23 protein-coding genes and 1 riboswitch are annotated in these 21,897 nt (G+C 43.2%); of the genes, 4 read left to right on the plus strand and 19 right to left on the minus strand.

Going from position 1 to position 21,897, the window contains the following annotated elements:
* The first annotated feature begins 326 nt into the window (after nucleotides 1-326).
* The gene (locus tag CVD28_RS14355; protein WP_101593065.1) at nucleotides 327-779 is read left to right on the plus strand and encodes a MarR family winged helix-turn-helix transcriptional regulator; all 453 of its coding nucleotides are present in this window, start codon (nucleotides 327-329) and stop codon (nucleotides 777-779) included.
* A 25-nt stretch (nucleotides 780-804) separates the two neighbouring features.
* On the plus strand, nucleotides 805-1,323 hold the full coding sequence (locus tag CVD28_RS14360) for a GNAT family N-acetyltransferase (RefSeq protein WP_101593066.1): 519 nt from the start codon (nucleotides 805-807) through the stop codon (nucleotides 1,321-1,323).
* 322 nt (nucleotides 1,324-1,645) lie between these two features.
* On the opposite strand, the gene CVD28_RS14365 is transcribed toward CVD28_RS14360, so the two are convergent.
* The 3 genes from CVD28_RS14365 to CVD28_RS14375 form a co-directional block, all read right to left on the minus strand.
* Nucleotides 1,646-1,933 carry a YerC/YecD family TrpR-related protein gene (locus tag CVD28_RS14365; RefSeq protein WP_101593067.1) on the minus strand — a complete coding sequence of 96 codons (288 nt, stop codon included), beginning with the start codon at nucleotides 1,931-1,933 and terminating at the stop codon, nucleotides 1,646-1,648.
* A 27-nt stretch (nucleotides 1,934-1,960) separates the two neighbouring features.
* Nucleotides 1,961-3,004 carry a DUF3048 domain-containing protein gene (locus CVD28_RS14370; RefSeq protein WP_101593068.1) on the minus strand — a complete coding sequence of 348 codons (1,044 nt, stop codon included), beginning with the start codon at nucleotides 3,002-3,004 and terminating at the stop codon, nucleotides 1,961-1,963.
* Between the two features lie 86 nt (nucleotides 3,005-3,090).
* Entirely contained in the window at nucleotides 3,091-4,833 is a 1,743-nt protein-coding gene (locus CVD28_RS14375; protein ID WP_101593069.1) for an adenine deaminase C-terminal domain-containing protein, read from the minus strand.
* A 164-nt stretch (nucleotides 4,834-4,997) separates the two neighbouring features.
* Between CVD28_RS14375 and CVD28_RS14380 the strand changes: the two genes are divergently transcribed.
* Both CVD28_RS14380 and CVD28_RS29300 read left to right on the plus strand, forming a co-directional pair.
* Complete coding sequence (locus CVD28_RS14380; RefSeq protein ID WP_101593070.1) at nucleotides 4,998-5,261, plus strand: YgaP family membrane protein; 264 nt, start codon at nucleotides 4,998-5,000, stop codon at nucleotides 5,259-5,261.
* A 283-nt stretch (nucleotides 5,262-5,544) separates the two neighbouring features.
* Entirely contained in the window at nucleotides 5,545-5,634 is a 90-nt protein-coding gene (locus tag CVD28_RS29300; protein WP_374702537.1) for an EYxxD motif small membrane protein, read from the plus strand.
* Here the strand turns inward: CVD28_RS29300 and purD are convergent.
* From purD to CVD28_RS14460, 16 genes are all read right to left on the minus strand, one after another.
* Complete coding sequence (gene purD / locus CVD28_RS14385) at nucleotides 5,603-6,883, minus strand: phosphoribosylamine--glycine ligase (RefSeq protein WP_101593071.1); 1,281 nt, start codon at nucleotides 6,881-6,883, stop codon at nucleotides 5,603-5,605. The two genes, CVD28_RS29300 and purD, sit on opposite strands and share 32 nt — an antisense overlap.
* A 224-nt stretch (nucleotides 6,884-7,107) precedes the next feature.
* Nucleotides 7,108-8,643, minus strand: coding sequence for a bifunctional phosphoribosylaminoimidazolecarboxamide formyltransferase/IMP cyclohydrolase (gene purH, locus CVD28_RS14390; RefSeq protein ID WP_101593072.1), 1,536 nt, complete (start codon nucleotides 8,641-8,643; stop codon nucleotides 7,108-7,110).
* Nucleotides 8,644-8,662: 19 nt separating this feature from the next.
* Nucleotides 8,663-9,241, minus strand: a complete 579-nt coding sequence (gene purN, locus CVD28_RS14395; RefSeq protein ID WP_101593073.1) for a phosphoribosylglycinamide formyltransferase — start codon at nucleotides 9,239-9,241, stop codon at nucleotides 8,663-8,665.
* Between the two features lie 236 nt (nucleotides 9,242-9,477).
* Nucleotides 9,478-10,506, minus strand: coding sequence for a phosphoribosylformylglycinamidine cyclo-ligase (gene purM, locus CVD28_RS14400; protein ID WP_101593074.1), 1,029 nt, complete (start codon nucleotides 10,504-10,506; stop codon nucleotides 9,478-9,480).
* Nucleotides 10,507-10,635: 129 nt separating this feature from the next.
* Nucleotides 10,636-12,048, minus strand: coding sequence for an amidophosphoribosyltransferase (purF, locus tag CVD28_RS14405; protein WP_101593075.1), 1,413 nt, complete (start codon nucleotides 12,046-12,048; stop codon nucleotides 10,636-10,638).
* Nucleotides 12,033-14,252, minus strand: coding sequence for a phosphoribosylformylglycinamidine synthase subunit PurL (gene purL, locus CVD28_RS14410; RefSeq protein WP_101593076.1), 2,220 nt, complete (start codon nucleotides 14,250-14,252; stop codon nucleotides 12,033-12,035). The genes purF and purL overlap by 16 nt, the downstream gene beginning before the upstream one ends.
* Complete coding sequence (gene purQ, locus CVD28_RS14415) at nucleotides 14,236-14,922, minus strand: phosphoribosylformylglycinamidine synthase subunit PurQ (RefSeq protein WP_101593077.1); 687 nt, start codon at nucleotides 14,920-14,922, stop codon at nucleotides 14,236-14,238. Before purQ ends, purL begins: the two co-directional genes overlap by 17 nt.
* Nucleotides 14,919-15,173: a phosphoribosylformylglycinamidine synthase subunit PurS gene (purS, locus tag CVD28_RS14420; RefSeq protein WP_101593078.1), complete on the minus strand. Its 255-nt coding sequence runs from the start codon at nucleotides 15,171-15,173 to the stop codon at nucleotides 14,919-14,921. The genes purQ and purS overlap by 4 nt, the downstream gene beginning before the upstream one ends.
* Entirely contained in the window at nucleotides 15,166-15,885 is a 720-nt protein-coding gene (gene purC / locus CVD28_RS14425) for a phosphoribosylaminoimidazolesuccinocarboxamide synthase (protein WP_101593079.1), read from the minus strand. Before purC ends, purS begins: the two co-directional genes overlap by 8 nt.
* Nucleotides 15,886-15,959: 74 nt before the next feature.
* On the minus strand, nucleotides 15,960-17,252 hold the full coding sequence (gene purB, locus CVD28_RS14430) for an adenylosuccinate lyase (RefSeq protein WP_101593080.1): 1,293 nt from the start codon (nucleotides 17,250-17,252) through the stop codon (nucleotides 15,960-15,962).
* On the minus strand, nucleotides 17,249-18,406 hold the full coding sequence (purK, locus tag CVD28_RS14435; protein WP_101593081.1) for a 5-(carboxyamino)imidazole ribonucleotide synthase: 1,158 nt from the start codon (nucleotides 18,404-18,406) through the stop codon (nucleotides 17,249-17,251). The genes purB and purK overlap by 4 nt, the downstream gene beginning before the upstream one ends.
* Nucleotides 18,390-18,878, minus strand: a complete 489-nt coding sequence (purE, locus tag CVD28_RS14440; RefSeq protein ID WP_101593082.1) for a 5-(carboxyamino)imidazole ribonucleotide mutase — start codon at nucleotides 18,876-18,878, stop codon at nucleotides 18,390-18,392. Before purE ends, purK begins: the two co-directional genes overlap by 17 nt.
* 122 nt (nucleotides 18,879-19,000) lie before the next feature.
* Nucleotides 19,001-19,102, minus strand: a riboswitch (purine riboswitch).
* 79 nt (nucleotides 19,103-19,181) lie between these two features.
* On the minus strand, nucleotides 19,182-19,382 hold the full coding sequence (locus CVD28_RS14445) for an NETI motif-containing protein (RefSeq protein WP_101593083.1): 201 nt from the start codon (nucleotides 19,380-19,382) through the stop codon (nucleotides 19,182-19,184).
* A gap of 65 nt (nucleotides 19,383-19,447) precedes the next feature.
* Complete coding sequence (locus CVD28_RS14450) at nucleotides 19,448-20,095, minus strand: response regulator (RefSeq protein ID WP_101593084.1); 648 nt, start codon at nucleotides 20,093-20,095, stop codon at nucleotides 19,448-19,450.
* Between the two features lie 12 nt (nucleotides 20,096-20,107).
* Complete coding sequence (locus CVD28_RS14455; RefSeq protein ID WP_101593085.1) at nucleotides 20,108-21,217, minus strand: GAF domain-containing sensor histidine kinase; 1,110 nt, start codon at nucleotides 21,215-21,217, stop codon at nucleotides 20,108-20,110.
* Nucleotides 21,218-21,337: 120 nt separating this feature from the next.
* Nucleotides 21,338-21,628 carry a hypothetical protein gene (locus tag CVD28_RS14460; RefSeq protein WP_101593086.1) on the minus strand — a complete coding sequence of 97 codons (291 nt, stop codon included), beginning with the start codon at nucleotides 21,626-21,628 and terminating at the stop codon, nucleotides 21,338-21,340.
* Nucleotides 21,629-21,897: the final 269 nt, after the last annotated feature.

Below are 21,897 nucleotides of genomic sequence, written 5' to 3' on the forward strand. Positions count from 1 at the left end.
AGTATATGCTATGTAAATATTGAGATAATGCTTGGTTATTTACAATGGAATTTGCAAATTAATCAAAAAGACTAAATACATTCAATTCAAAAAATGGATGTGCAGTTAGGTGAAAATATTAATCATCAGTACGAAGTAACTGTGCCAGAAAAACTAGTTCACTATCGGAAGCTCAAATTATTCTCCTTTTCTGCTTCTGCTCACGGAGGTTTGTTGAGGCAGCCAACAAAATCTTTCTTAACTTTTTGTTGTAAATACAACAAAAATATTATAATAATTATTATTACGGTATTTGCGAGTACAACAAATTGATGGAGATGCATTTTATGAAGGAAATACTACGTGAAATTGGTATGATTGCCAGAGCATTAGATTCTATAAGTAATATTGAATTTAAAGAATATGAGCTTACTAAAGGACAGTATTTGTACCTTGTCCGAATATATGAAAACCCAGGAATTATTCAGGAAAAGTTAGCTGAAATGATAAAAGTAGACCGAACGACAGCAGCTCGTGCGATAAAAAAACTTGAAATGAATGGGTTTGTTGAAAAGAAAGACGATCAACATAACAAAAAAATAAAAAAGCTCTTTCCAACAGAGAAAGGGAAAAAAGTATATCCATTTATAAAGCGGGAAAATGACCATTCCAATCTCGTCGCATTAGCTGGATTTTCCGAAACAGAAGCAGAAATCATTTTTACCCTTCTTCAAAGAATTAGAAAAAATATTGAAATAGACTGGGAATTTGTAAAAAAGGGAAACAATAGAAATTATTGATTATATAAAGGAGCGACATATGTAAATGACTATAAATATAAAAAAGTGCAGCCGCGAAGATTTACAAACACTCCAAGAAGTAAGTATTGAAACATTCAACGATACATTTAAAGCTCAGAATTCACCCGAAAATATGAATGCCTATTTGGAAAGCGCATTTAACTTAAAACAATTAGAAAAAGAATTATCCAATATTTCTTCTCAATTCTTTTTTGTTTATTTTAGTAATGAAGTCGCTGGATATTTAAAGGTCAATACCAATGAAGCTCAGTCTGAAGGAATGGGTGATGATTCACTTGAAATCGAGAGGATTTATATAAAGAACAAATTTCAAAAACATGGGCTTGGTAAATATCTGCTAAATAAAGCTATGGGAATTGCGATGGAACGTAATAAAAAGAAAATCCGGCTGGGTGTATGGGAAAAAAATGAAAATGCTATTGCGTTTTATAAGAAAATGGGGTTTGTTCAAACTGGAGCCCACTCTTTTGATATGGGTGATGAAGAACAAATGGATTTTATAATGACTAAATCACTCATATAAATTTCATGGATAGTGTACCGGGAATAAAGGGTTGAGGGAGACTCCGCAAGCGCAAACACCGCACGAAGGAAATACGAAGCATTTCGAAGAGTCTCGCGCCTTCCGCTCCAATATAGAAAAGTGAAAGCGCCCTGGTCAGCCCCCACAGGAAGTGGGTCAGAACGGCATTGTCACAGGACGAAGGCTGTAACATGGTTTAAGTTACAACTCTGGCGATCTTAGCCGTTCTTCCGCCTGTAAGGGTGTGCTGTCATCGACGTTTGACACAGGACGTGTCAGGCCTTAGTCGATGTTCAATGGTTGGGCACTTGTGCTTTTCGGTTTACTTTAAACGATCCAAAGCCATTGTATAAGCGTCGTTCCCGTAGTTCAAGCATCGTTTTACGCGGGAGATCGTCGCCGTGCTAGCCCCTGTTTCGGTTTCAATTTTATGATACGTTTTGCCTTCCTGCAGCATGCGTGCCACTTCAAGCCTCTGAGCCAAGGACTGAATTTCGTTTACCGTACAAAGATCATCAAAGAATCGATAGCATTCCTCCAGGTCCTTTAAGGACAAAATAGCAGAAAATAGCTGATCAAGTTCTTTACCTCTTAATTTATCGATTTGCATAGAGTGACTCCTTTTATCGTTTTAAATTCATTTGCTGTTCAAAGAAATATCGCTGGCTATTCCTGCTTCCGGTACAACAGCGACCCAGGTTTTCCCCGGAATCAGCCCTGCCTCTTTATCCCCCAGGAAAGGTACGACTCTTCCGTCAATGTTCTGCCATTTAACTTCATTAACTTTTCCTTTTTGCAGCAATATGGCTTTCCCGCCAGCTTTAAGATCAATATCCCGCCGTCCGGAATTGTCAATTACCTGATGGGGAGCTTCAATCACAAGCAGATTGTCTATTGCTGCGGGTTCCTTTGTTTCATAGTCAACCGTCTGTTCCCCATTGGAATATCTCATATATTTTCCGGCACCCTGATCATATTTAAACGCAGAATCGAACGCCGGTGAACCATATGAAATTTGGATTGATTCAGCAGTTTTTCCCGTAAGATCTTTAATCTGTTCTTCAGTTAAAAATGAAAAACCCTTTGGAGGGGAAGTAGCATCATATGAATTGTCACTTATTCCCTTTTCTATCTTATCAAAGGTTATATAAGAATTATGCGGTGCTTTGCGAAAGCTTGCCCTTTGGAATAGGGTTCCATCGTACTTCATTCCATTCAGGTTGTCGATATAGCCGCTTTCCAGTAATTCTCTCGCATCGGGACTGTAGCCATGGGCGATAAAAATGCTATCCAGTCCTTTTGCAAGCCGGACATAGTAATCACGGGCACTGCGTACAGGCCCTACCTGCTCAGGTTTTTCACTTTGGAAAACAGCCAGGAATCTGGTGACATCCCCTTCAGCAAGCATTTCAAATACAATATCAGCTTTTATCAGTCCTGTTTGGGGACGGGCTTTTGGATGGTTATTAACCATTACCGCAATAGCCCTTCCGTCCACGCTCTCATCAGTGCCAATCCCTGATAACGGGTACTGGTTCACAAATTCATCCTGAGCGCTTACTTCTTTTTCAACCTTAACTTCCTTTTTTTCTATTTTCGGTGTTTCTTTATCTGTATCTTTGCTGCAGCCAGCAAGAACAAGCGACATAGCAAGAATACATGTGAAGGTTCTTAGCTTCATAAAGGACACTCCCCGCTCTTTAAAAGAGCAAAATTCCCCCTGGATCATCTCGATTTATTATCTCTACATATCATTACTCTTATATATTAACGCATTATAGCAGGAAAGAGTACTTTTTTATTCATTACATCATACATTCCACTTGGTGTAATCCGGATATAAGGCAAGTGGGTTGATGAAAAGAATAACAGCGTATAAACAGGATCAGAGAAGGAATAACCCCTTTCCTGCAACAGCCCTTTTAGCTCGTTTTCCTCTTTTATCAGCAACTCTACAGGTTTATCTGACATCAAACCTTGTAGAGATAATTCCATTTCATAAATAGGGCTTCCGTTTTCTGTCAGTACAATTCCTCCGCCTATATCTTTAAGCCGGTTGAAGGCTGCCATCATATCTGCTTTTTTCTTCCCGATTAACACAATATCCCCTGTCCCAGAATACGAGCTGGCAAATCCATGCAGATTTGTAGCAAATCCTTTTAATACGGTATTGATCCTCCACTTGCCATACCGGTCAATCAACATGAAAAAGCACTCGTCATGTTCAAAGGAAAGTTCATCATATGACATATCTGTAGAGACGGAATAAGGCTTGGTAATAACATCATTGACCATCTGTATCCCAAAAGGCATCGAAAACTGCATATCATCCTGGTCAATATTCCAATCAAGGACAAGCGGCTCAAAACCAAAAGACTTCCATTCCATCTTGTGTGTATCCTCACAGGCGATTCCGTTTCGTTTTACCCATTTGCCTTTGGCAAGAACAGAAGTCGGTGTAGGATTTTCGGGACTTTCAAGAAAATTGATGTTGGCAACCCTGCCTGTAGCAATATTGCCGTGCAAATACTCAATATTGTAGTATCGGGCAATGTTTATGGTAGCCATATTATAAGCATCAATTACAGGGACGCCAGCTTCGATAGCAATCTTGATCAATACATCGATAAAACCATTTTCGTGAAATGACGGGGGAGAACCGTCAGTAGTATAGAAGAATTTATCATACTGGTCGATTCCCAATTCGTGAATCTCCTGCAAAAGCTTAGGCAAATCAGGCCGGATAGAAGAGTTCCTTAACGAAACCATATACCCCTGCATAAGCCTTGTCAAAACCTCTTCCCCAGTCATCGCTTCATGATCACAATCTGCCCCGAAAAGCATCATCTTTGCAAGCGTTTTCTCTGAAGCCCCGGGAAAATGGCCTTCAATCTTCTTTCGCATCCGCTTTGTTTCCTGGATCCAATGCAGCATCATATCATCGCCATCCAGAAGCCTTGGCCAGCCAGTCAATTCCCCGCCTTGAAGAACAGCATCATGCTCAAGCCATGTCTTTACATTTGTATGGGAAAATACATTTTCCTCATTCTGAATTTCCGATTGTGCATCAAACCGGCACCACCAATACATCGATACAGGCAAGTTCCGAAGCTCCTTTAATAAAGAAAACGCTTTCTTTTTTTCCGAGTGTAAAAAAAGCAACAAGTTATCATTTATAAGTGTTGTCGTTCCAAAATGGGACGCATAACGGGAAAGCGAATGGGGATTATATAAGTGAGATGGATGGCTATGAGGTTCTATGTAACCTGGCACTAAAAACTGGTTCTCACAATCAATAATTTCGGTTCCTTCTATATTTTCAGGAAGATTATTCCCTGCATATATGATGCGGTCTTCATAAATCCATATATTAGCGTTTATCCATTTTCTTAAAACCTGATTAAGATACGTTGCGTTTTTAAGCAATATATGTGGTGCATGTAAACCGTCCAGCACGGCAATATGCTCACGCAGATTCTTGTTTTTCCACCTGTAGCGCTGTTCCAGCATGAACATCCCTCCATTAGGCACGGATCAGTGCATACTTACTGAATGTTTTTGAATACACAGATAGTGCAATTAATTATTTTCACTATATACTAACATATTTTACGGTTTAACTCATTAAAGTTTTACAAAATTAATGTGACTAATTTGTGAAGGGAGAAGATAGGATGAACGGCAAACAAAATATTGGCACCATTAATGCATTAATTAGAATTACCTGCGGCTTTACATTACTTTCATGGGCCACAGCAAAAATGGTAAAAAAGCCATGGCGGGGCTCAGCCCTATTAATAGCAATGATGGCAGGAATGAAGGTAGGAGAAGGGATTCTTCGCTATTGTCCTGTGACTGAAATGGTTAAAGAAGGCACAAGCATGATGGAAAGTGAAGGCAAAAACAATAAAAGAGAATCGTCTGATTCCCGCCAATAAAGGCAAAGAGGCTGTTTTTGCATTTCGCCGAAAATGCAGACAGCCTCTTTTTGAAAAATTAATTGCTTTACCTGCATCCGCCTATCCAAATGGCCAAAAAATGTGTTCGCTTAAATAGTTCCACATTCGAATCATTTCCGCTTAAAAACACTAAGCGAGCGCTTAATTAAACAGATTGCCGCTTAATTGACCCGTTAAGCCGCTTAACATTTTCCCTCATTTCATACTACACGGAAATAGCATAAAAGGAGTGGAGCATATGCTCTCTGAATATTTATCAGATATGTTTTTTGTTTTAATTCTTTTAATCGGATCGCTCATCGCTCTATTATTCGTCTATGTTAAGAAAACAAAGAAGAGGCGGCCTGAATAGCCCTGTGCCCAATATCGCTTCTCCAGAATAACCCGTCGCATTGAACATGGCCAAGCTGCTCGTATACTTTCTGTTTAGCAGCACTGATATCTTTTGCTTTTGCAGCAACAAGTAAAACGCGGCCGCCGTTCGTTACAAACTCGCCATCATCATTCAAAGCTGTTCCGGCATGGTATACATATGTGCCTTTATCCAATTGATCCAGTCCCTTGATCCGGCTGCCTTTTTCATATGTTTCCGGGTAGCCTTTTGCTGCTAATACCACTCCAAGAACTGCTTCTTTATGCCATTGAATTTCCAGAGGCATTTCTGTCATAACCGTTTCGATTACATCCACAAGGTCCGTCTTGAGCCTTGGCAGGACAACCTGTGTTTCCGGGTCGCCAAAACGGGCGTTAAACTCAATTACCTTCGTCCCTTTACTTGTTAATATTAAGCCCGCGTAAAGAATCCCTGTGAATGTTCTTCCCTCAGCTTTTAAAGCCCGGGCTGCTGGAATTAGGACCGTCTCTACCGCTTCCTGAACAATTCTGTCATCGATTTGCGGAACAGGAGAATAAGCACCCATCCCCCCTGTGTTTGGGCCAGTATCGCCATCAAATGCCCGTTTGTGATCCTGGGCGATCACCATAGGATAAACCTTTTCCCCGCTAACAAAGGCCATTAATGAGAATTCCTCTCCAATTAAAAAATCCTCAATAACTACCTGGGAAGCCGCTCCATTGAACTTATCCATAACCATCATTTCATGAATCGCTTCCAGAGCATCAGCCTTCGTCATCGCAATAACGACACCCTTGCCTGCCGCCAGCCCATCCGCTTTTAAGACGAACGGTGCCTCATTGGCATCAATATGAGTCTTTGCTTCTTCATAGGAAGAAAATACTTCATATCCTGCTGTAGGTATTCCATATTTTTTCATCAAATCTTTAGCAAACGCTTTGCTGCCTTCAATGATGGCCGCATTCTTCTTTGGTCCGAACGCCTTTAATCCGGCAGCTTCAAATTCATCAACGATTCCATTTTGCAGAGGAATTTCCGGCCCTACAATCGTAAGCCCGATATTGTGTTCTGCTGCAAAAGCAATTAATGATGAGTGGTCATTTTCATCAATAGAGATTATCTCAGCTACATCCGTCATCCCGGGATTTCCCGGAGCGACGAATACTTTATCCACACGTGCACTTTCAGTAAGCTTCCTTGCAATTGCATGCTCCCTGCCGCCGCGGCCAATTACCAGTACATCCACACTTTCCGCCTCCAATGAAAAAGTTTTTGTTCAAGATGCTAAAAATATCTCTTAAAAACTGAAGTCTGTCTAGCTCCAGTCCTCCTAGAGGTTTACAGCCAATCGTTCTATATAGCAAATAGCAGCTTCTGTCAGCACTTGAATTATGCAGTAATCAAGTGCTGACAAACTACTATTGCAATCAAAACCTAACCCAGTCTGTTGTGACCAGGGCGCCTGCACTTTTAATGTTTAAAATGGCGCACTCCTGTAAACACCATTGCAATTCCGTATTCATCTGCTTTTTTTATAGAGTCTTCATCACGGACGGAGCCTCCAGGCTGAATGATAGCCGTTATTCCGGCCTTGGCTGCAGCTTCAACCGTGTCATCCATAGGGAAAAAAGCATCGGAAGCCATTGCGCTGCCTTGCGCTTTTTCTCCTGCCTGCTCGAGAGCAATATTAGCAGAACCTACGCGGTTCATCTGGCCAGCTCCGATTCCAAGCGTCATCAGAGCATCACTTACCACGATGGCGTTAGACTTAACATGTTTAACAACCTTCCAGCCAAGCTTTAAGGCATTCCACTCATCCTCTGTCGGCTTCCGCTTGGTAGGTACGGTAATATTCGCCTGTTCAAGACCATATTCATCACTGTCCTGGATAAGCAAGCCGCCTTCGATTGACGATAGCCTTTTCTCTGTATTACCTTTCCTTCCAAACGAAACAGTTAAAAGCCGGATATTTTTCTTGCTAGTTAAAATCTCCAAAGCTTCCTTTGTATAAGAAGGAGCGATTACAATTTCAAGGAATATTTCATGAAGCTGTTCGGCTGTTTCTCTGTTCACTTCACGGTTTAAGGCAACAATGCCGCCAAAGATAGAAACAGGATCCGCCTGATAGGCCTGAGAAAATGCTGCTTCAATTGTCTCGCCTGTTCCCACTCCGCAAGGGTTGCTATGTTTAACAGCTACTGCTGCCGGCTGGCTGAACTCCCGGGCAATCTGCAGCGCAGCATCTGCATCATTTATATTATTGTAGGATAACTCTTTTCCATGAAGCTGCTCGGCATGTGCAATGGAAAATGATGAACCGAGAGGCTTTTTATAAAAAGCTGCTTTCTGATGGGGGTTTTCTCCATAACGGAGAGGCTGTTTTAATTCGAATGTCATTGTTACGGTTTCCGGCTGTTCCTCTTGCACAAGTTCTGTCATATACTCTGCAATCATTGCATCGTACGCAGCAGTGTGCCTGAATACCTTGGCTGCAAGTTTTCTCTTTGTTTCTTTATGAACATCCCCGGTTTCTTTCAATTCCGTTAAAACTGTTTCATAATCGGCAGGATCCACAACCGCTGCTACATACTCATGATTTTTTGCGGATGAGCGCAGCATGGAAGGTCCCCCAATATCAATATTTTCAATGGCTTCTTCTACGGAAACATCAGGTTTGCTGATGGTTTGTTTAAAAGGATAAAGATTGACACAAACAACGCTTATCGGCTCTATGCCATGATCTTGAATCTGTGAAAGGTGATCCGCTTCGCCCACTCTTGCCAAAAGCGCACCATGGACATTCGGGTGCAGGGTTTTCACACGGCCATCCAAAATCTCAGGAAATCCTGTTACTTCGCTAATGCCCACTACTTCCACACCATTGTCCTGCAGCGCCTTTTTTGTACCGCCTGTTGAAATAATTTCAAAGCCCAGTTCCTGAAGGCCTTTCGCAAACTCAATAATGCCAGTTTTGTCAGATACGCTGATAAGTGCCTTTTTTCTCATGACTGTCCCCCACAAGTTATTATTTTTCTATTCTTGAATCCAGCAGCTTTTGCAAAACGGATGGATATAATTGATGCTCGTTATTCTGGATCCGCTTCTGCAGCGATTCCCTCGTATCACCTTCGAAAACAGGTATCGAGCTTTGCTTTATAACTGTTCCAGTATCCATTCCTTCATCAACGAAATGGACGGTGACACCGGTTTCCTTCACTCCTGCCGAGATCGCCTGCCCTATCGCGTCCTTTCCAGGAAAGGCGGGTAATAGAGATGGATGAATGTTTATGATACGGCGCGGATATGCCTTCAGAAGCGTAGTTCCTATTAGCCTCATATAGCCCGCAAGGACAATTAATTCTATTTGTTCCAATTTTAACTGATCAAGTATTTCCTTCTCGAACTCTTCTTTGGAGGCATATTGTTTAGGCTGAAATATAAAGGTGTTTATGTCTTCCTTTCTTGCCCTTTCCACAGCAAATGCTTCTGGGTTGTCACTCACTAGCAGACAAATGGCCGCATCAAGTGATTTGTTACGAATGGCATCTGCAATTGCCTGAAAATTACTGCCGTTACCAGAGGCGAATACCGCAATCCTGTTCATAGGCTCCTCCTGAGCTTGCATAAAAGTTAGTCCGAAAAAAGAGGACCTTAATAGGTAAGATTAAAGGTCCCCAGCACGGCAGATAGAAAAAAGCTATTAACTTACCAATCCATCTGTATTTCATAAGAGTAAAAACTAAGTGTACCAGGTTAATTTTTAAAAAACCTCATGTTCAAAACCAAAGGTCCAGACTCCATTTTACTCATCTCGCAACCTGGAATGGACCTTTAGTTCTATTATCTTAAAAAAGACACTCCTTCTCCGCTGGCCACTCTGCCAATCACAGCTGCTGTTTCGCCCAACTGATTCAAAAAGGAGACTAATTCTGCAGCTTCCTCTTCTTTTACAACCACAACAAAGCCGATTCCCATATTAAAAATATTGTACATTTCTTCTTCATTAAGCTTCCCTTTATTTTGCAGGAGTTTAAAGATCGGTGGAATCTCCCATGTTCCTGGCTCGATTTCAACAGCAAGGCCTTCTGGAAGCATACGCGGGATATTTTCTATGAATCCTCCACCAGTGATGTGGGCCATTCCCTTTAAAGCGAACTTCTCTTTTGCTTTTAAGATGGGGCGCACATAAATGCGTGTTGGTTTAAGCAACTCGTCACCAAGTGTGCTGCCAAGCTCTTCGACTTGCTCATCCAAAATCATCGCATGATCGTTAAATAGTATTTTTCTTACTAGAGAGTATCCGTTACTGTGGATACCGTTAGAAGCAAGCCCGATGACAACATCTCCGGGAATTATCGTTTCACCTGTGATAAGCTGTTTTTTCTCACAAGCTCCAACCGCAAACCCAGCAAGATCATACTCTTCTTCACCGTACATTCCAGGCATTTCTGCCGTTTCGCCGCCAATTAGGGCACATCCGGCATCCTCGCAGCCCGCAGCCACACCCTTTACAATATCTTCTATCCGTGCAGGCTCCGCCTTTCCGCACGCAATATAGTCTAGGAAATAAAGTGGCTCTGCACCCTGGACCACGATATCGTTCACACACATCGCTACACAGTCGATGCCAATCGTGTCGTGTCGATCAGCCATTAACGCTACCATCAGCTTTGTGCCGACTCCATCGGTGCCGGAAACCAATACAGGCTCCTTCAAGCCTAACGCAGAAAGGTCAAACGTTCCGCCGAAACCGCCGATTCCGCTTAAAACTTCGGGTCTCATCGTCCTTTGAACATGCTTTTTCATGCGCGATACAGCTTCATAGCCAGCTTCGATATCAACTCCAGCCTGCCTGTAAGAATTAGCCATTTTTATACCCCTCCTGTAAGAAAGCGCAAGCGCCCAACCCAATGAATGTTGAACATTTTGCAATAATTAAACCGACCGATTTAATATCGTCACGTTACCCGTTATCTATTTTTTTCACATCTGACATTATTAGCATTTCTTCGCATTTTCGATCGTCTCACCGTAAATTTCTGTTGGATATTTCCCATTAAAACAAGCCAGACATTGTCCGCGGGTTTCCCCTTCAAATGGCCTGCCGATACCTTCGACCATTCCTTCAATGCTTAAAAAGGTGAGTGAATCTGCACCGATCATTTCGCGTAATTCTTCAACCGAATGAGAAGAAGCAATCAATTCTTCTCTTGATGACGTATCAATGCCGTAAAAACATGGATTCTTAATCGGAGGCGAGCTGATGCAAACATGCACCTCTAATGCCCCTGCCTCTTTTAACATCGACACGATTCGCCTGCTTGTCGTTCCTCTTACGATCGAATCATCTACCATGACAACCCGTTTTCCTTCGACTACACCTCTAACCGGGGACAGCTTCATTTTTACACCTTGCTCACGCAGCGACTGGGAAGGCTGGATGAATGTCCGGCCAACATAACGGTTTTTGATAAGTCCCATTTCGTAAGGAATACCAGAGGCTTCCGCGTAGCCGATGGCGACTGAGATGCTGGAATCAGGAACACCTGTTACTACATCTGCATCTATTAAAGCCTCCATGGCAAGCTTCTTGCCAAGATTTTTCCTTGCAGTATGGACGTTAATGCCGTCAATATTGCTGTCAGGCCTTGAAAAATATACATATTCCATCGTGCACATGGACCGGCTGCTTGAATGAGAGAACCGTTCTGACGAAATGCCCTCATCATTAATAATCATCAGCTCGCCTGGTTCAATGTCACGGATAAACTCGGCACCTGTGATATCTAACGCACATGTTTCGGACGCAACTACATAAGCGTCTCCGATTTTACCAAGAGAAAGCGGTCTTAAACCATGCGGGTCAAGAGCTACAATCATTTCCGATTCGGTCATGATTAAGAAGGCATATGCCCCTTTAATCATTCCTAATGCGTTTTTCACCCGTTCCTTCAGATCAGCAAAACCCCCGCGCTTAATCAAATGCGCCAATACTTCTGTATCGGAAGAGGTCTGAAAAATACTTCCCTGAGCTTCGAGCTGGCCTCTGAGCTGAATTGCATTTACCAAATTCCCATTATGGGCAAGCGCAAGGCTGCCGCTTTGGGCGCGGAATAAAAGCGGCTGAACATTTTCATATCCTCCGCCGCCCGCGGTTGCATAGCGGACATGGCCGATTGAAGCTTTGCCGTAGATATCTTTCATTTTATCAGCTGTAAACACCTCTGTTACAAGCCCTTCTCCTTTTATCCCCGTCAGGGTTTCGCCATCTGTCAGAACCATCCCGGCACCTTCCTGGCCGCGATGCTGCAGGCTGTGCAATCCATAATAGGTGATCTGGGCGGCATCAGGATGCCCCCAGATTCCAAAAACGCCGCATTCCTCATTCAAGCCTTTTAATTCAGCAAGCATGGGATCGCTCCTTTCCAGGCTGTCAACAATTCACTAACTTCTGCTTCTATTAAACTTGAACCAGTTTCACTTGAAATACGAAGCATAGGAACATCAGTAACCTCACCAATTTGATAGGCATCCCTGACAGATTCTTCAAAAGCATGCTTTTGTTCCGGCTTAACCGTGATCAGGAACCTTGATTGTGTTTCAGCAAAAAGCTCGGCAATAGGGTTTCCGGATACTGTAACGCTGGCTCCTAAATCCGTTCCAAATAAAGATTCGGCTACTGCTGTTGCCAGTCCGCCTTCTGATAAATCATGGGCAGATGCTACCAATCCGCTGCGAATCGCAGTAAGAATCTCCTGCTGGCGCTTTTGTTCTGTTCCTAAGTCAATAGCAGGTGCCTGACCAAAGATGCGGCCGTAAAGCAGCTTTTGCAGCTCGCTGCCACCGAAGTCAGAACCAGTTTCCCCAACGAGGTAAATCAAGTCTCCTGCTTGTTTAAATTGCTGTGTAGTGATATGTTCAAGGTCTTTTATTAAACCAACCATTCCAATAACAGGGGTCGGATAAATGGCTTCACCATTCGTTTCGTTATAGAGGGAAACATTCCCCCCGATAACAGGCGCTTCTAATGTTCTGCAGGCTTCACTGATTCCATCAGCAGCCTTTTCCAGCTGCCAGAAGATTTCTGGCTTTTCCGGGCTTCCAAAATTGAGGCAATCCGTGATGGCCAGCGGCTCGGCTCCAGAGCAAATAATGTTGCGCGCTGCTTCTGCCACAGCGATTTTTCCGCCTGTTTCCGGATCCAGATATATATAGCGGGAGTTACAGTCCGTTGTCATAGCCAGCGCCTTTCTGGTACCACGGATACGAAGCACAGCCGCATCTGATCCCGGTGTCACAGCTGTATTCGTGCCGACTTGATAATCATACTGCTCGTATACCCATTCCTTGCTTGCGATTGTCGGCTGGGACAGCAGTGAAATCAGAGTTTCTTTATAGTCATCAATGCTTGTGATATCTGTGTCCATCTCCTGGAATTCTTTAAAGTATTCAGGCATACGGGAAGGCTTATTATATACTGGTGCTTCTTCTGCCAGCGCATCAACGGGTACGTCAGCGACCACTTGTCCTTTATGCACAAGTCGAAGTTTTTGATCATCTGTTACGACGCCGATGGCAGCTGCATCAAGGCCGTGCTTAGCGAAAAGATCAATAATTTCCTGTTCCCTGCCTTTTTTTACAACAATAAGCATCCGCTCCTGAGACTCAGAAAGCATCATTTCATACGCTGTCATGCCAGGCTCACGCTGCGGCACCAGATCAAGGTTCATTTCAATTCCAGATCCAGCCTTGCTTGCCATTTCCGCTGAAGAGCTTGTAAGCCCGGCAGCACCCATGTCCTGGATACCGATCAATGCGTCCGAATGAATCAGCTCTAGGCAAGCTTCAAGCAGAAGCTTTTCCATGAACGGATCTCCTACCTGGACTGCGGCACGTTTCGAATCTGACCCGCTTGACAGTTCCTCGGAAGCAAAGGTAGCTCCGTGAATCCCGTCGCGGCCTGTCTTGGCACCAACATACATAACGGTATTTCCGACGCCGTGGGCCTGGCCTTTTTTGATATCTTCATGGTTGATTAAACCGACACACATTGCATTCATAAGAGGGTTGCCTGCATATGCCGGGTCGAATTGAATTTCTCCGCCAACCGTCGGGATGCCAATACAGTTGCCATAGCCTGCAATGCCGGCAACTGCTTCTTTAAATATATATTTAGTACGTGGATTATCCAGCTCTCCAAAACGAAGTGAGTTCAACAGGGCAATCGGGCGGGCACCCATTGAAAAGACGTCGCGGATGATTCCGCCAACACCAGTGGCAGCGCCTTGGTATGGTTCGATCGCAGTCGGATGGTTGTGGCTTTCGATTTTGAAGACAACGGCTTGCTTATCCCCGATATCTACGATCCCTGCTCCTTCACCCGGTCCTTGAAGCACTTTCTCTCCTGTAACAGGGAACCTCTTTAATACCGGCTTGGAGTTTTTATATGAACAATGCTCAGACCACATAACCGAAAACAAGCCGGTTTCGGTGAAATTCGGAGTTCGCCCAATAATAGACTCGATCATTGCAAACTCTTCATCAGACAATCCCATTTCTGCATAGATTCTATCCGCCTTGATTTTTTTCGGTGTTGGTTCAAGCGTTGATAGCATTTGATTCCCTCCAGCTCTTTACGATTGATTGAAATAACTTCAAACCATCCTTGCTTCCAAGCAGTTCGTCAGCTGCACGTTCAGGATGGGGCATCATGCCAAGGACATTTCCCTGCTCATTCATAATTCCGGCGATATCTTCTACACTTCCGTTCGGATTTTCACCAGCGTAAGTAAATACGATTCGGTTATTTTCTTTAAGCACAGAAAGGGTTTTTTCGTCGCAATAATAATTGCCTTCACCGTGTGCTACCGGTATCCGGATTGTTTCCTCTTCGTTGTAAGCGTTCGTGAACTGTGTATTTGAATTTTCTACTTTTAGCTTCGTAGTCTTGCAAATGAATTGCAGTGAGTCGTTCCTTCTCATTGCACCTGGCAGCAGTCCAGCTTCCAAAAGGATTTGAAATCCATTGCAGACTCCAAGAACCGGTTTTCCAGCTTCAGCAGCGCGGATAACCTCCGGCATAATATTCGAGAAACGCGCAATAGCGCCTGATCGTAAATAATCTCCGTACGAAAAGCCGCCAGGAAGCAGGATTCCATCAAAGCCTTCAAGCGAGCTTGCTGTATGGGGAACATATTCAACCTCTTCGCCCAAGCTGTCCTTAATGGCGTGATACATATCAGCATCACAATTGGATCCTGGAAATACGATTACCGCAAATTTCACTGTGCGACGACCTCCTCAACCTCATAACGGTAGTCCTCAATAACTGTATTAGCGAGCAGCTTTTCACACAATTCCTTTACCGTTTCATCAATATCGCGGCCTTTTTTCTCAATGGTTAGTTCCATATATTTTCCGATGCGGACTTCCTTAACCTCTTTATAATTCATGCTGTGCAATGAATGAACCACCGCAGAACCTTGTGGATCCAATACGCTTTCCCGAAGTGTTACATAAACTTTGACTTTATACATGCTGTTGTCCTCCCAGCCTTGAAAGTAGTTTTTTGTAAGTATCCGTCAAGTTTCCTAGATCACGACGGAATACATCCTTATCAAGCTTTTCATTAGTTGCTGCGTCCCATAATCTGCATGTGTCCGGTGAAATTTCATCTGCCAGCAAAATTTCCCCTTCGGCTGTTTTGCCAAATTCCAGCTTAAAATCAATCAGCCGGATATTCATTGCTGCAAAAAAGCTTGATAAAACTGCATTAACCTTTAGCGCCTTTTGTTCTAGCAATCTTGCATCTTCTAAACTTGCAATCTGTAATTCTTCAATATGTGCATCAGTAATAAGCGGATCGCCCAGCTCATCATCCTTGTAATAAAATTCAACAAGAGGTTTTCTCAATGCCTTTCCTTCCGGATATCCAATCCTGCTGGCAAGTGTTCCTGCCGCAACATTCCGTACCACTACTTCAAGCGGAATAATCGATACTTTTTTAACCAGCTGTTCGCGGTCTGACAGCTCTTGTATAAAATGGGACGCGATACCCTCTTCCTTCAGCTTTGCAAAAATCAAGCTTGAAATCGCATTATTCAAGACTCCCTTGCCGCTGATTTCAGCTTTCTTTTGGCCATTAAAGGCAGTTGCCTCATCTTTATATTCAATCCAAACCACTGAATCGTCGTTTGTTGCATATATCCTTTTGGCTTTTCCTTCATATAAAAGAGCCCGCTTTTCCATATCGCACCATCCGTTTCAATAGTATTCTTCTTTTTAAATCCCCGGCCGCATTAGTAGGCCGGGAACCTCTTTTCTTAAAGACCTAACCGTTCAAAAATGAAATCTACTTTTTGCAAATGATGGTTATAATCGAAACAATCATCCAGCTCTGCCTTTGATAGCAGGTTTGTGATTTTCTCATCCTCTTCAAGAAGCTGGCGGAATGGAACCTGCCGCTCCCATGCTTCCATTGCTTTAGGCTGAACCGTGTCATACGCTTCCTCGCGAACAAGACCCTTATCAATTAATGCAAGAAGGACACGCTGGGAGTAAATAAGCCCTAACGTCCTGTCCATGTTCCGCTTCATATTTTCTGGATAAACAGTAAGGTTTTTAATGATATTTCCAAAACGGTTCAGCATGTAATTTAATGCAATTGTTGCATCAGGAAGAATGATCCGTTCTGCTGAAGAATGGGAAATGTCCCTTTCATGCCATAGCGGCACATTTTCGTAGGCAGTCATCATATAACCGCGGATAACCCTTGCCATCCCTGTCATATTTTCAGAACCAATTGGATTCCGTTTATGAGGCATCGCTGACGAACCCTTCTGGCCCTTTGCAAAAAATTCTTCCACCTCACGGGTTTCACTCTTTTGCAAGCCGCGGACTTCCACTGCGAATTTTTCAATAGACGTAGCGATTAATGCCAGCACGCTCATATATTGAGCATGGCGGTCACGCTGCAGTGTCTGTGTTGAAATCGGTGCTGCTTTTAAACCGAGGTTTTCACATACATAGCTCTCCACGAATGGGTCAATGTTTGCATACGTTCCAACCGCACCGGAAATCTTACCTACTTCAATATTCCTTCTTGCATCGATAAAGCGCTCCAGATTCCGTTTCATTTCTTCGTACCACAGGCCAAGCTTTAAGCCAAATGTTGTAGGCTCCGCATGTACCCCATGAGTACGGCCCATCATGACGGTATATTTGTGTTCCTTCGCCTTATTTCTAAGGATTTCGATAAAGTTTTCAATATCTTTTTGCAAAATCTCATTTGCCTGTCTAAGGATGTAGGAAAGTGCAGTATCAACCACATCAGTGGAAGTAAGTCCATAATGAACCCATTTACGCTCTTCACCAAGTGTTTCAGAAACAGCTCTTGTAAAAGCAACCACATCGTGGCGGGTTTCTTGCTCAATCTCATTGATACGGTCAATATTGAAGGTAGCATTCTTACGAAGAAGCTTTACATCTTCCTTCGGGATCGCCCCAAGCTCAGCCCATGCTTCACATGCTAAAATCTCTACTTCCAGCCATGCTTTGAACTTGTTTTCTTCTTTCCAAACCGCACCCATTTCAGGTCTTGTATATCTTTCAATCATCGCATTGCCTCCATTTCGTTCTCATACCAAATTCCGCTGGCTTCCGCTTCAGAAATTGCCAGTTCCGCTGATTCTCTGAGGATATTCACATGGCCCATTTTCCGGTTATGTTTCGCATCTTTTTTACCGTAGAGATGGACTTTCCAATCCTGCAGAAAAGGGATTGCTTCCATTAATTTGCCCATATGCTGTCCAAGAATGTTAATCATAACCGCAGGCTGAATCAATTCCGTACTTCCGAGCGGCCAATTGCATATCGCACGGATATGCTGTTCAAATTGTGATGTTTTGCATGCCTCAATGGAGAAATGGCCCGTGTTATGCGGTCTTGGAGCCAATTCATTTATAATGATTTCTCCATCAGCTTTCACAAACATTTCTACAGCCATGATTCCCACAAGTTCTACTGCATCAGCAATCAGCATCGCTTTTTCAATGGCTGCCTTTGCTGTACTATCTGCGATTCTTGCTGGAACAATCGTTTGATGCAGGATGTTATTCACATGAACATTTTCCGCTACCGGAAAACAGCTTGAACCCCCGTTCGCCTTGCGTACAACAATGACCGAAATTTCCATTTCAAATGGTACCCAAGCTTCCAAAACACAAGTACCCTGCTGGATAAGCGCATCTGCTTTCTCGATATCATCCTTGGTCCGAATAACCAATTGGCCTTTTCCATCGTAGCCGCCCCTGGCAGTCTTTAATACACATGGAAGTCCCAGCGTTTCTATCCTATCATAAAGTTCAGTAAGTTCACTTATCGGAAAAAACGGAGCCGTCCTAGCCCCAGAAGCGTTAATTCTCTCTTTTTCCTGTATTCGGTCCTGGGAGATCCGCAGCAGCTCTGTTCCCTGCGGCACGTAAGCATGGTGCTGCAGCCAATCAAGCGCTTCTGAATTAATATTCTCAAATTCAAAGGTAATTACATCACTAACATCAGCCAATCGTTTCAATGCCGTTTTATCGTCATAGCCGCCGATTATTTCGATATCAGCTACTTCACTGCAAGGCCCCCCTTCGGCTGGGTCCAGTACGGCTATCCGAAAGCCCGATTCTTTGGCAGAAAGGGCCATCATTCTTCCTAACTGCCCGCCGCCGATTATTCCTATAGTGGCACCTGGTAGGATAACTGTATTATTTAAGCTGTTCATTGCTGCAAATCACCTTTTCCTTTGTTTCATTCCTCATTAACTGTAGCCGTTCTGCCAGTTCGGTATCCGAACAGGAAAGGATTTGGGCAGCCAAGAGTCCAGCATTAGTTGCACCTGCCTTGCCTACGGCAACTGTCGCAACAGGTATTCCGCCAGGCATCTGAACGATAGAGAGGAGGGAGTCCATCCCGTTTAATGCTTTAGATTGAACCGGAACCCCGATTACAGGAAGAGTGGTTTTGGCAGCTGTCATGCCAGGCAAATGTGCAGCCCCGCCCGCGCCCGCAATGATCACCTTTAGGCCCCTGTCCCTCGCATTTTCTGCATATTCAAACATTAAATCAGGTGTCCGATGAGCCGAGATTACTCTTTTTTCATATTGGACTTCCAGCTGGTCCAGCGCCTCACAAGCATATTTCATTGTTTCCCAGTCAGAAATGCTCCCCATTATTACTCCTATCTGCGGTTTCAAATCAATGCTCCCTTCAGCTTGTTTTTTCTTTTAAAAATAAAAATCCGGACAAACTACTTTACGGAGAAAGTAGTCTGTCCGGATTGAAAAGTCTCTTTTCATAATTAAATAGACCTTGCACCCAGTTAGAAACTTTCTCTCATAGTCCAGCCATTTACGGTCGCTGGGTAGAAACTTTCGGGCCATATTCCCGGTATTATATGAGAGAGCTTATTTATCACCTTTTTATCTTAACAAGGTGAATGATTATAGTCAACAATAAATTCGAACGTTTTATATTTTTGAAGGTTTAATGTTCGGTTTTTACTCCAATGGTTTGGCTTCAAAAACAATTTTTCTATCTATTGGCTCGTATTCCTTCTGTCCATTTATTATTTTTTCCTCAAAAATTGGCTTTTCCGTTCTTTTTACAGGATAATATCCCGCTTCCTTCATTCTATTAAGGCAGTCTTCAATGCTTTCTCCATTTTCAACTTCGAAGGTTTGCTTAGTTTTTTTGCTCACGAAAATTGTTTTCCTCCTCCAAAACGCTGTTTTCTTATCTTGCTCTCAGAAAAATGATATATGTATTAAGCAATCGGTCCAATTCCTTGTTTTACAGCATACAAGGCCGCCTGTGTCCGGTCCTGCAGTCCTAGCTTCGATAAAATATTCGAAACATGTGTTTTTACCGTTTTTTCCGTTATATATAAAGCTGCAGCAATTTCTTTATTACTTTTGCCTGAAGCAATTTCGAGCAATACCTCTGTTTCTCTTTTGGTTAGGCGCAGATACGGAGCTTCTTCCTCATTCTTTTTTCCGGATACCTGCTTTAATAAGTGGGCAGTAGCTTTGGAATGCAGCTGATTTTCCCCCTGTACAACTTTACGGATACAGCGGACCAGTTCATCCGGATCGCTTTCTTTCAGCTGATAACCAGATGCACCGGCCTCAAGGGATGGAAGTACATGGTCCTCGTCAGAAAAACTCGTTAAAATCATTACTTTAGCGAGCGGATTTATTTCAATTATCTTTTTCGTTGCTTCTATGCCATCCAGTTCAGGCATGGAAAGATCCATAAGAATGATATCCGGGCCCAGCTTTTCAGCCATCTCTAAAGCTTCCCGGCCATTTTGCGCTTCCCCAATCACCTCAAAGTCTTCTTGTGTATTTAAAAAGAAAACCAGCCCTCTTCTTACAATGTGATGATCATCTGCTATAAGTATTCGTATTGACAAAATATTCTCTCCTTAAAACGGAATCTTAACAATTACAGCCGTTCCTGCACCCGGATTGGATTTTATTTCTACACTTCCCTTTAACGCTGCTGCACGCTCCTTCATATTCCTTAAACCGTTTGCAGGAATGTGTTCACCTCTATCACAAAGGAAACCAATCCCGTTGTCACGAATGGTCATGGAAACCTCCATTTTTTCTAAAATGATCTGCATTTCCACATTCTCTTGCCCGGAGTATTTTCTGCAATTATTAAAAGCTTCCTGGCCAATCCTCCATAATGCTTCTTCCACAGCCGACGGCAAAGTATAAACTCCTTTTACGTCAGAAAGGACCTTTAGTCCGATCATCTCGGCGTAATTCACTAACGCAGTCGCGAGTCCTTTTTCAAGACCTTGAGGACGGAGCTGCCATATCAGTGCCTTCATTTCTGCCTGGGCATGCTGAGCCATCTGCTGTATTGCGGAGAATGCCTCTTTGCCTTTAGCTTCTGAGATTACCGATTGGCCGGCTCTTGCTGTAATATTTATTGTAAAAAGAAGCTGATTCACCGAATCATGCAAATCTTTTGCCAATCGATTTCTTTCCTCTGCTACTCTCATTTCTTGCTCTGTCCGTGACAGTTTAATTCTTTTAATGGCAGTCCCAATTTGATAGGCTACTGATTCTAAGAGAGTGAGTTCCTCCTGAGAAAAAATAGTTTTGTGTGCCGCCGCTATATTTAATAAACCAAACTTTTCATCAGCAGCCTGAAGCGGAACCGTTGCATGATGCGTAAGACCCCTGGTGTCTCCCCAGTTCAATTCGATAGCATCCTCAAGCCGCTGGCACTCAATAATGTTAGTTGCTTTCTTCAATGCACCTTTCCTAAATCGGTCAATGCACCAGCACTCTCCATTGCACATCGGCTGTATTTCTTCATTTAAAAGCGCCGGCGGCAATTGCTTGGAAGCTGCCAATTCATAACCACCCTGTTCATCAATCAGAAAAATCCATCCGGCATCAAACTTTGTTACAGTCAAAAGCCTGGCCAGCACCTCATTTAACACCGCACTTAACTCTGACCCCTCATTTAATGTCTCAGCAATTTCTTTTAAGACCTTTAACTCCGATAAAAAAGCCACTTCGTCCCACCGCTTTTTACGTTTTTATTTATTATACTATGACTGATATTTAATTTGCCGTTAATAACCATCGGCGAACTGATGTAATTATTCCTGATCCATGAAAAGTATGCAATACGCTTAAAGACAGACCCTGAATGCTCCAGGCATGTCCTTATTTACTCGTTTTTCACTGCGATCTCCTAAATTCACAGTAATTTCGGCTTTTGTAACTCCAATAATAATTAGTAAATCAATTGGAAGGGAAATCACACGCTCAACTGACCCTCTTCTGCGCTGAATATTAGATATATCAGAACTGGAATAAGAACGCAAAAAAACGACCAGCTTTTCAGCTGATCGTTCGTTTGCCTGGCAACGTCCTACTCTTACAGGACTTGCACAGGATGTGCTGACTTCTGCGTTCGCCACAGGACGTGGCGGCCCTTAGCAGAAGGTCCTTACTTGCCCCAACTACCATCGGCGCGCGAGCTTAACTTCCATGAGGCCTACAGGATATAGGTCATGAAGGCGGTGCCACAGAACGCGGCGTTCTTAGCCTTCGTTCCTTTTCCTCCTCGCTCCTCCCCATCCAGGTATTGTCTTCCTTATTTTTACTCCATCGTACTGAATCTTTAACTCCTTTAAAACCTTCCGGTTTTAGACATAAAAAAACGACCAGCTTTTTCAGCTGATCGTTC

This window comes from Bacillus sp. M6-12 (assembly GCF_002860285.1).
In the GTDB taxonomy this organism is placed as follows: domain Bacteria; phylum Bacillota; class Bacilli; order Bacillales; family DSM-1321; genus Peribacillus.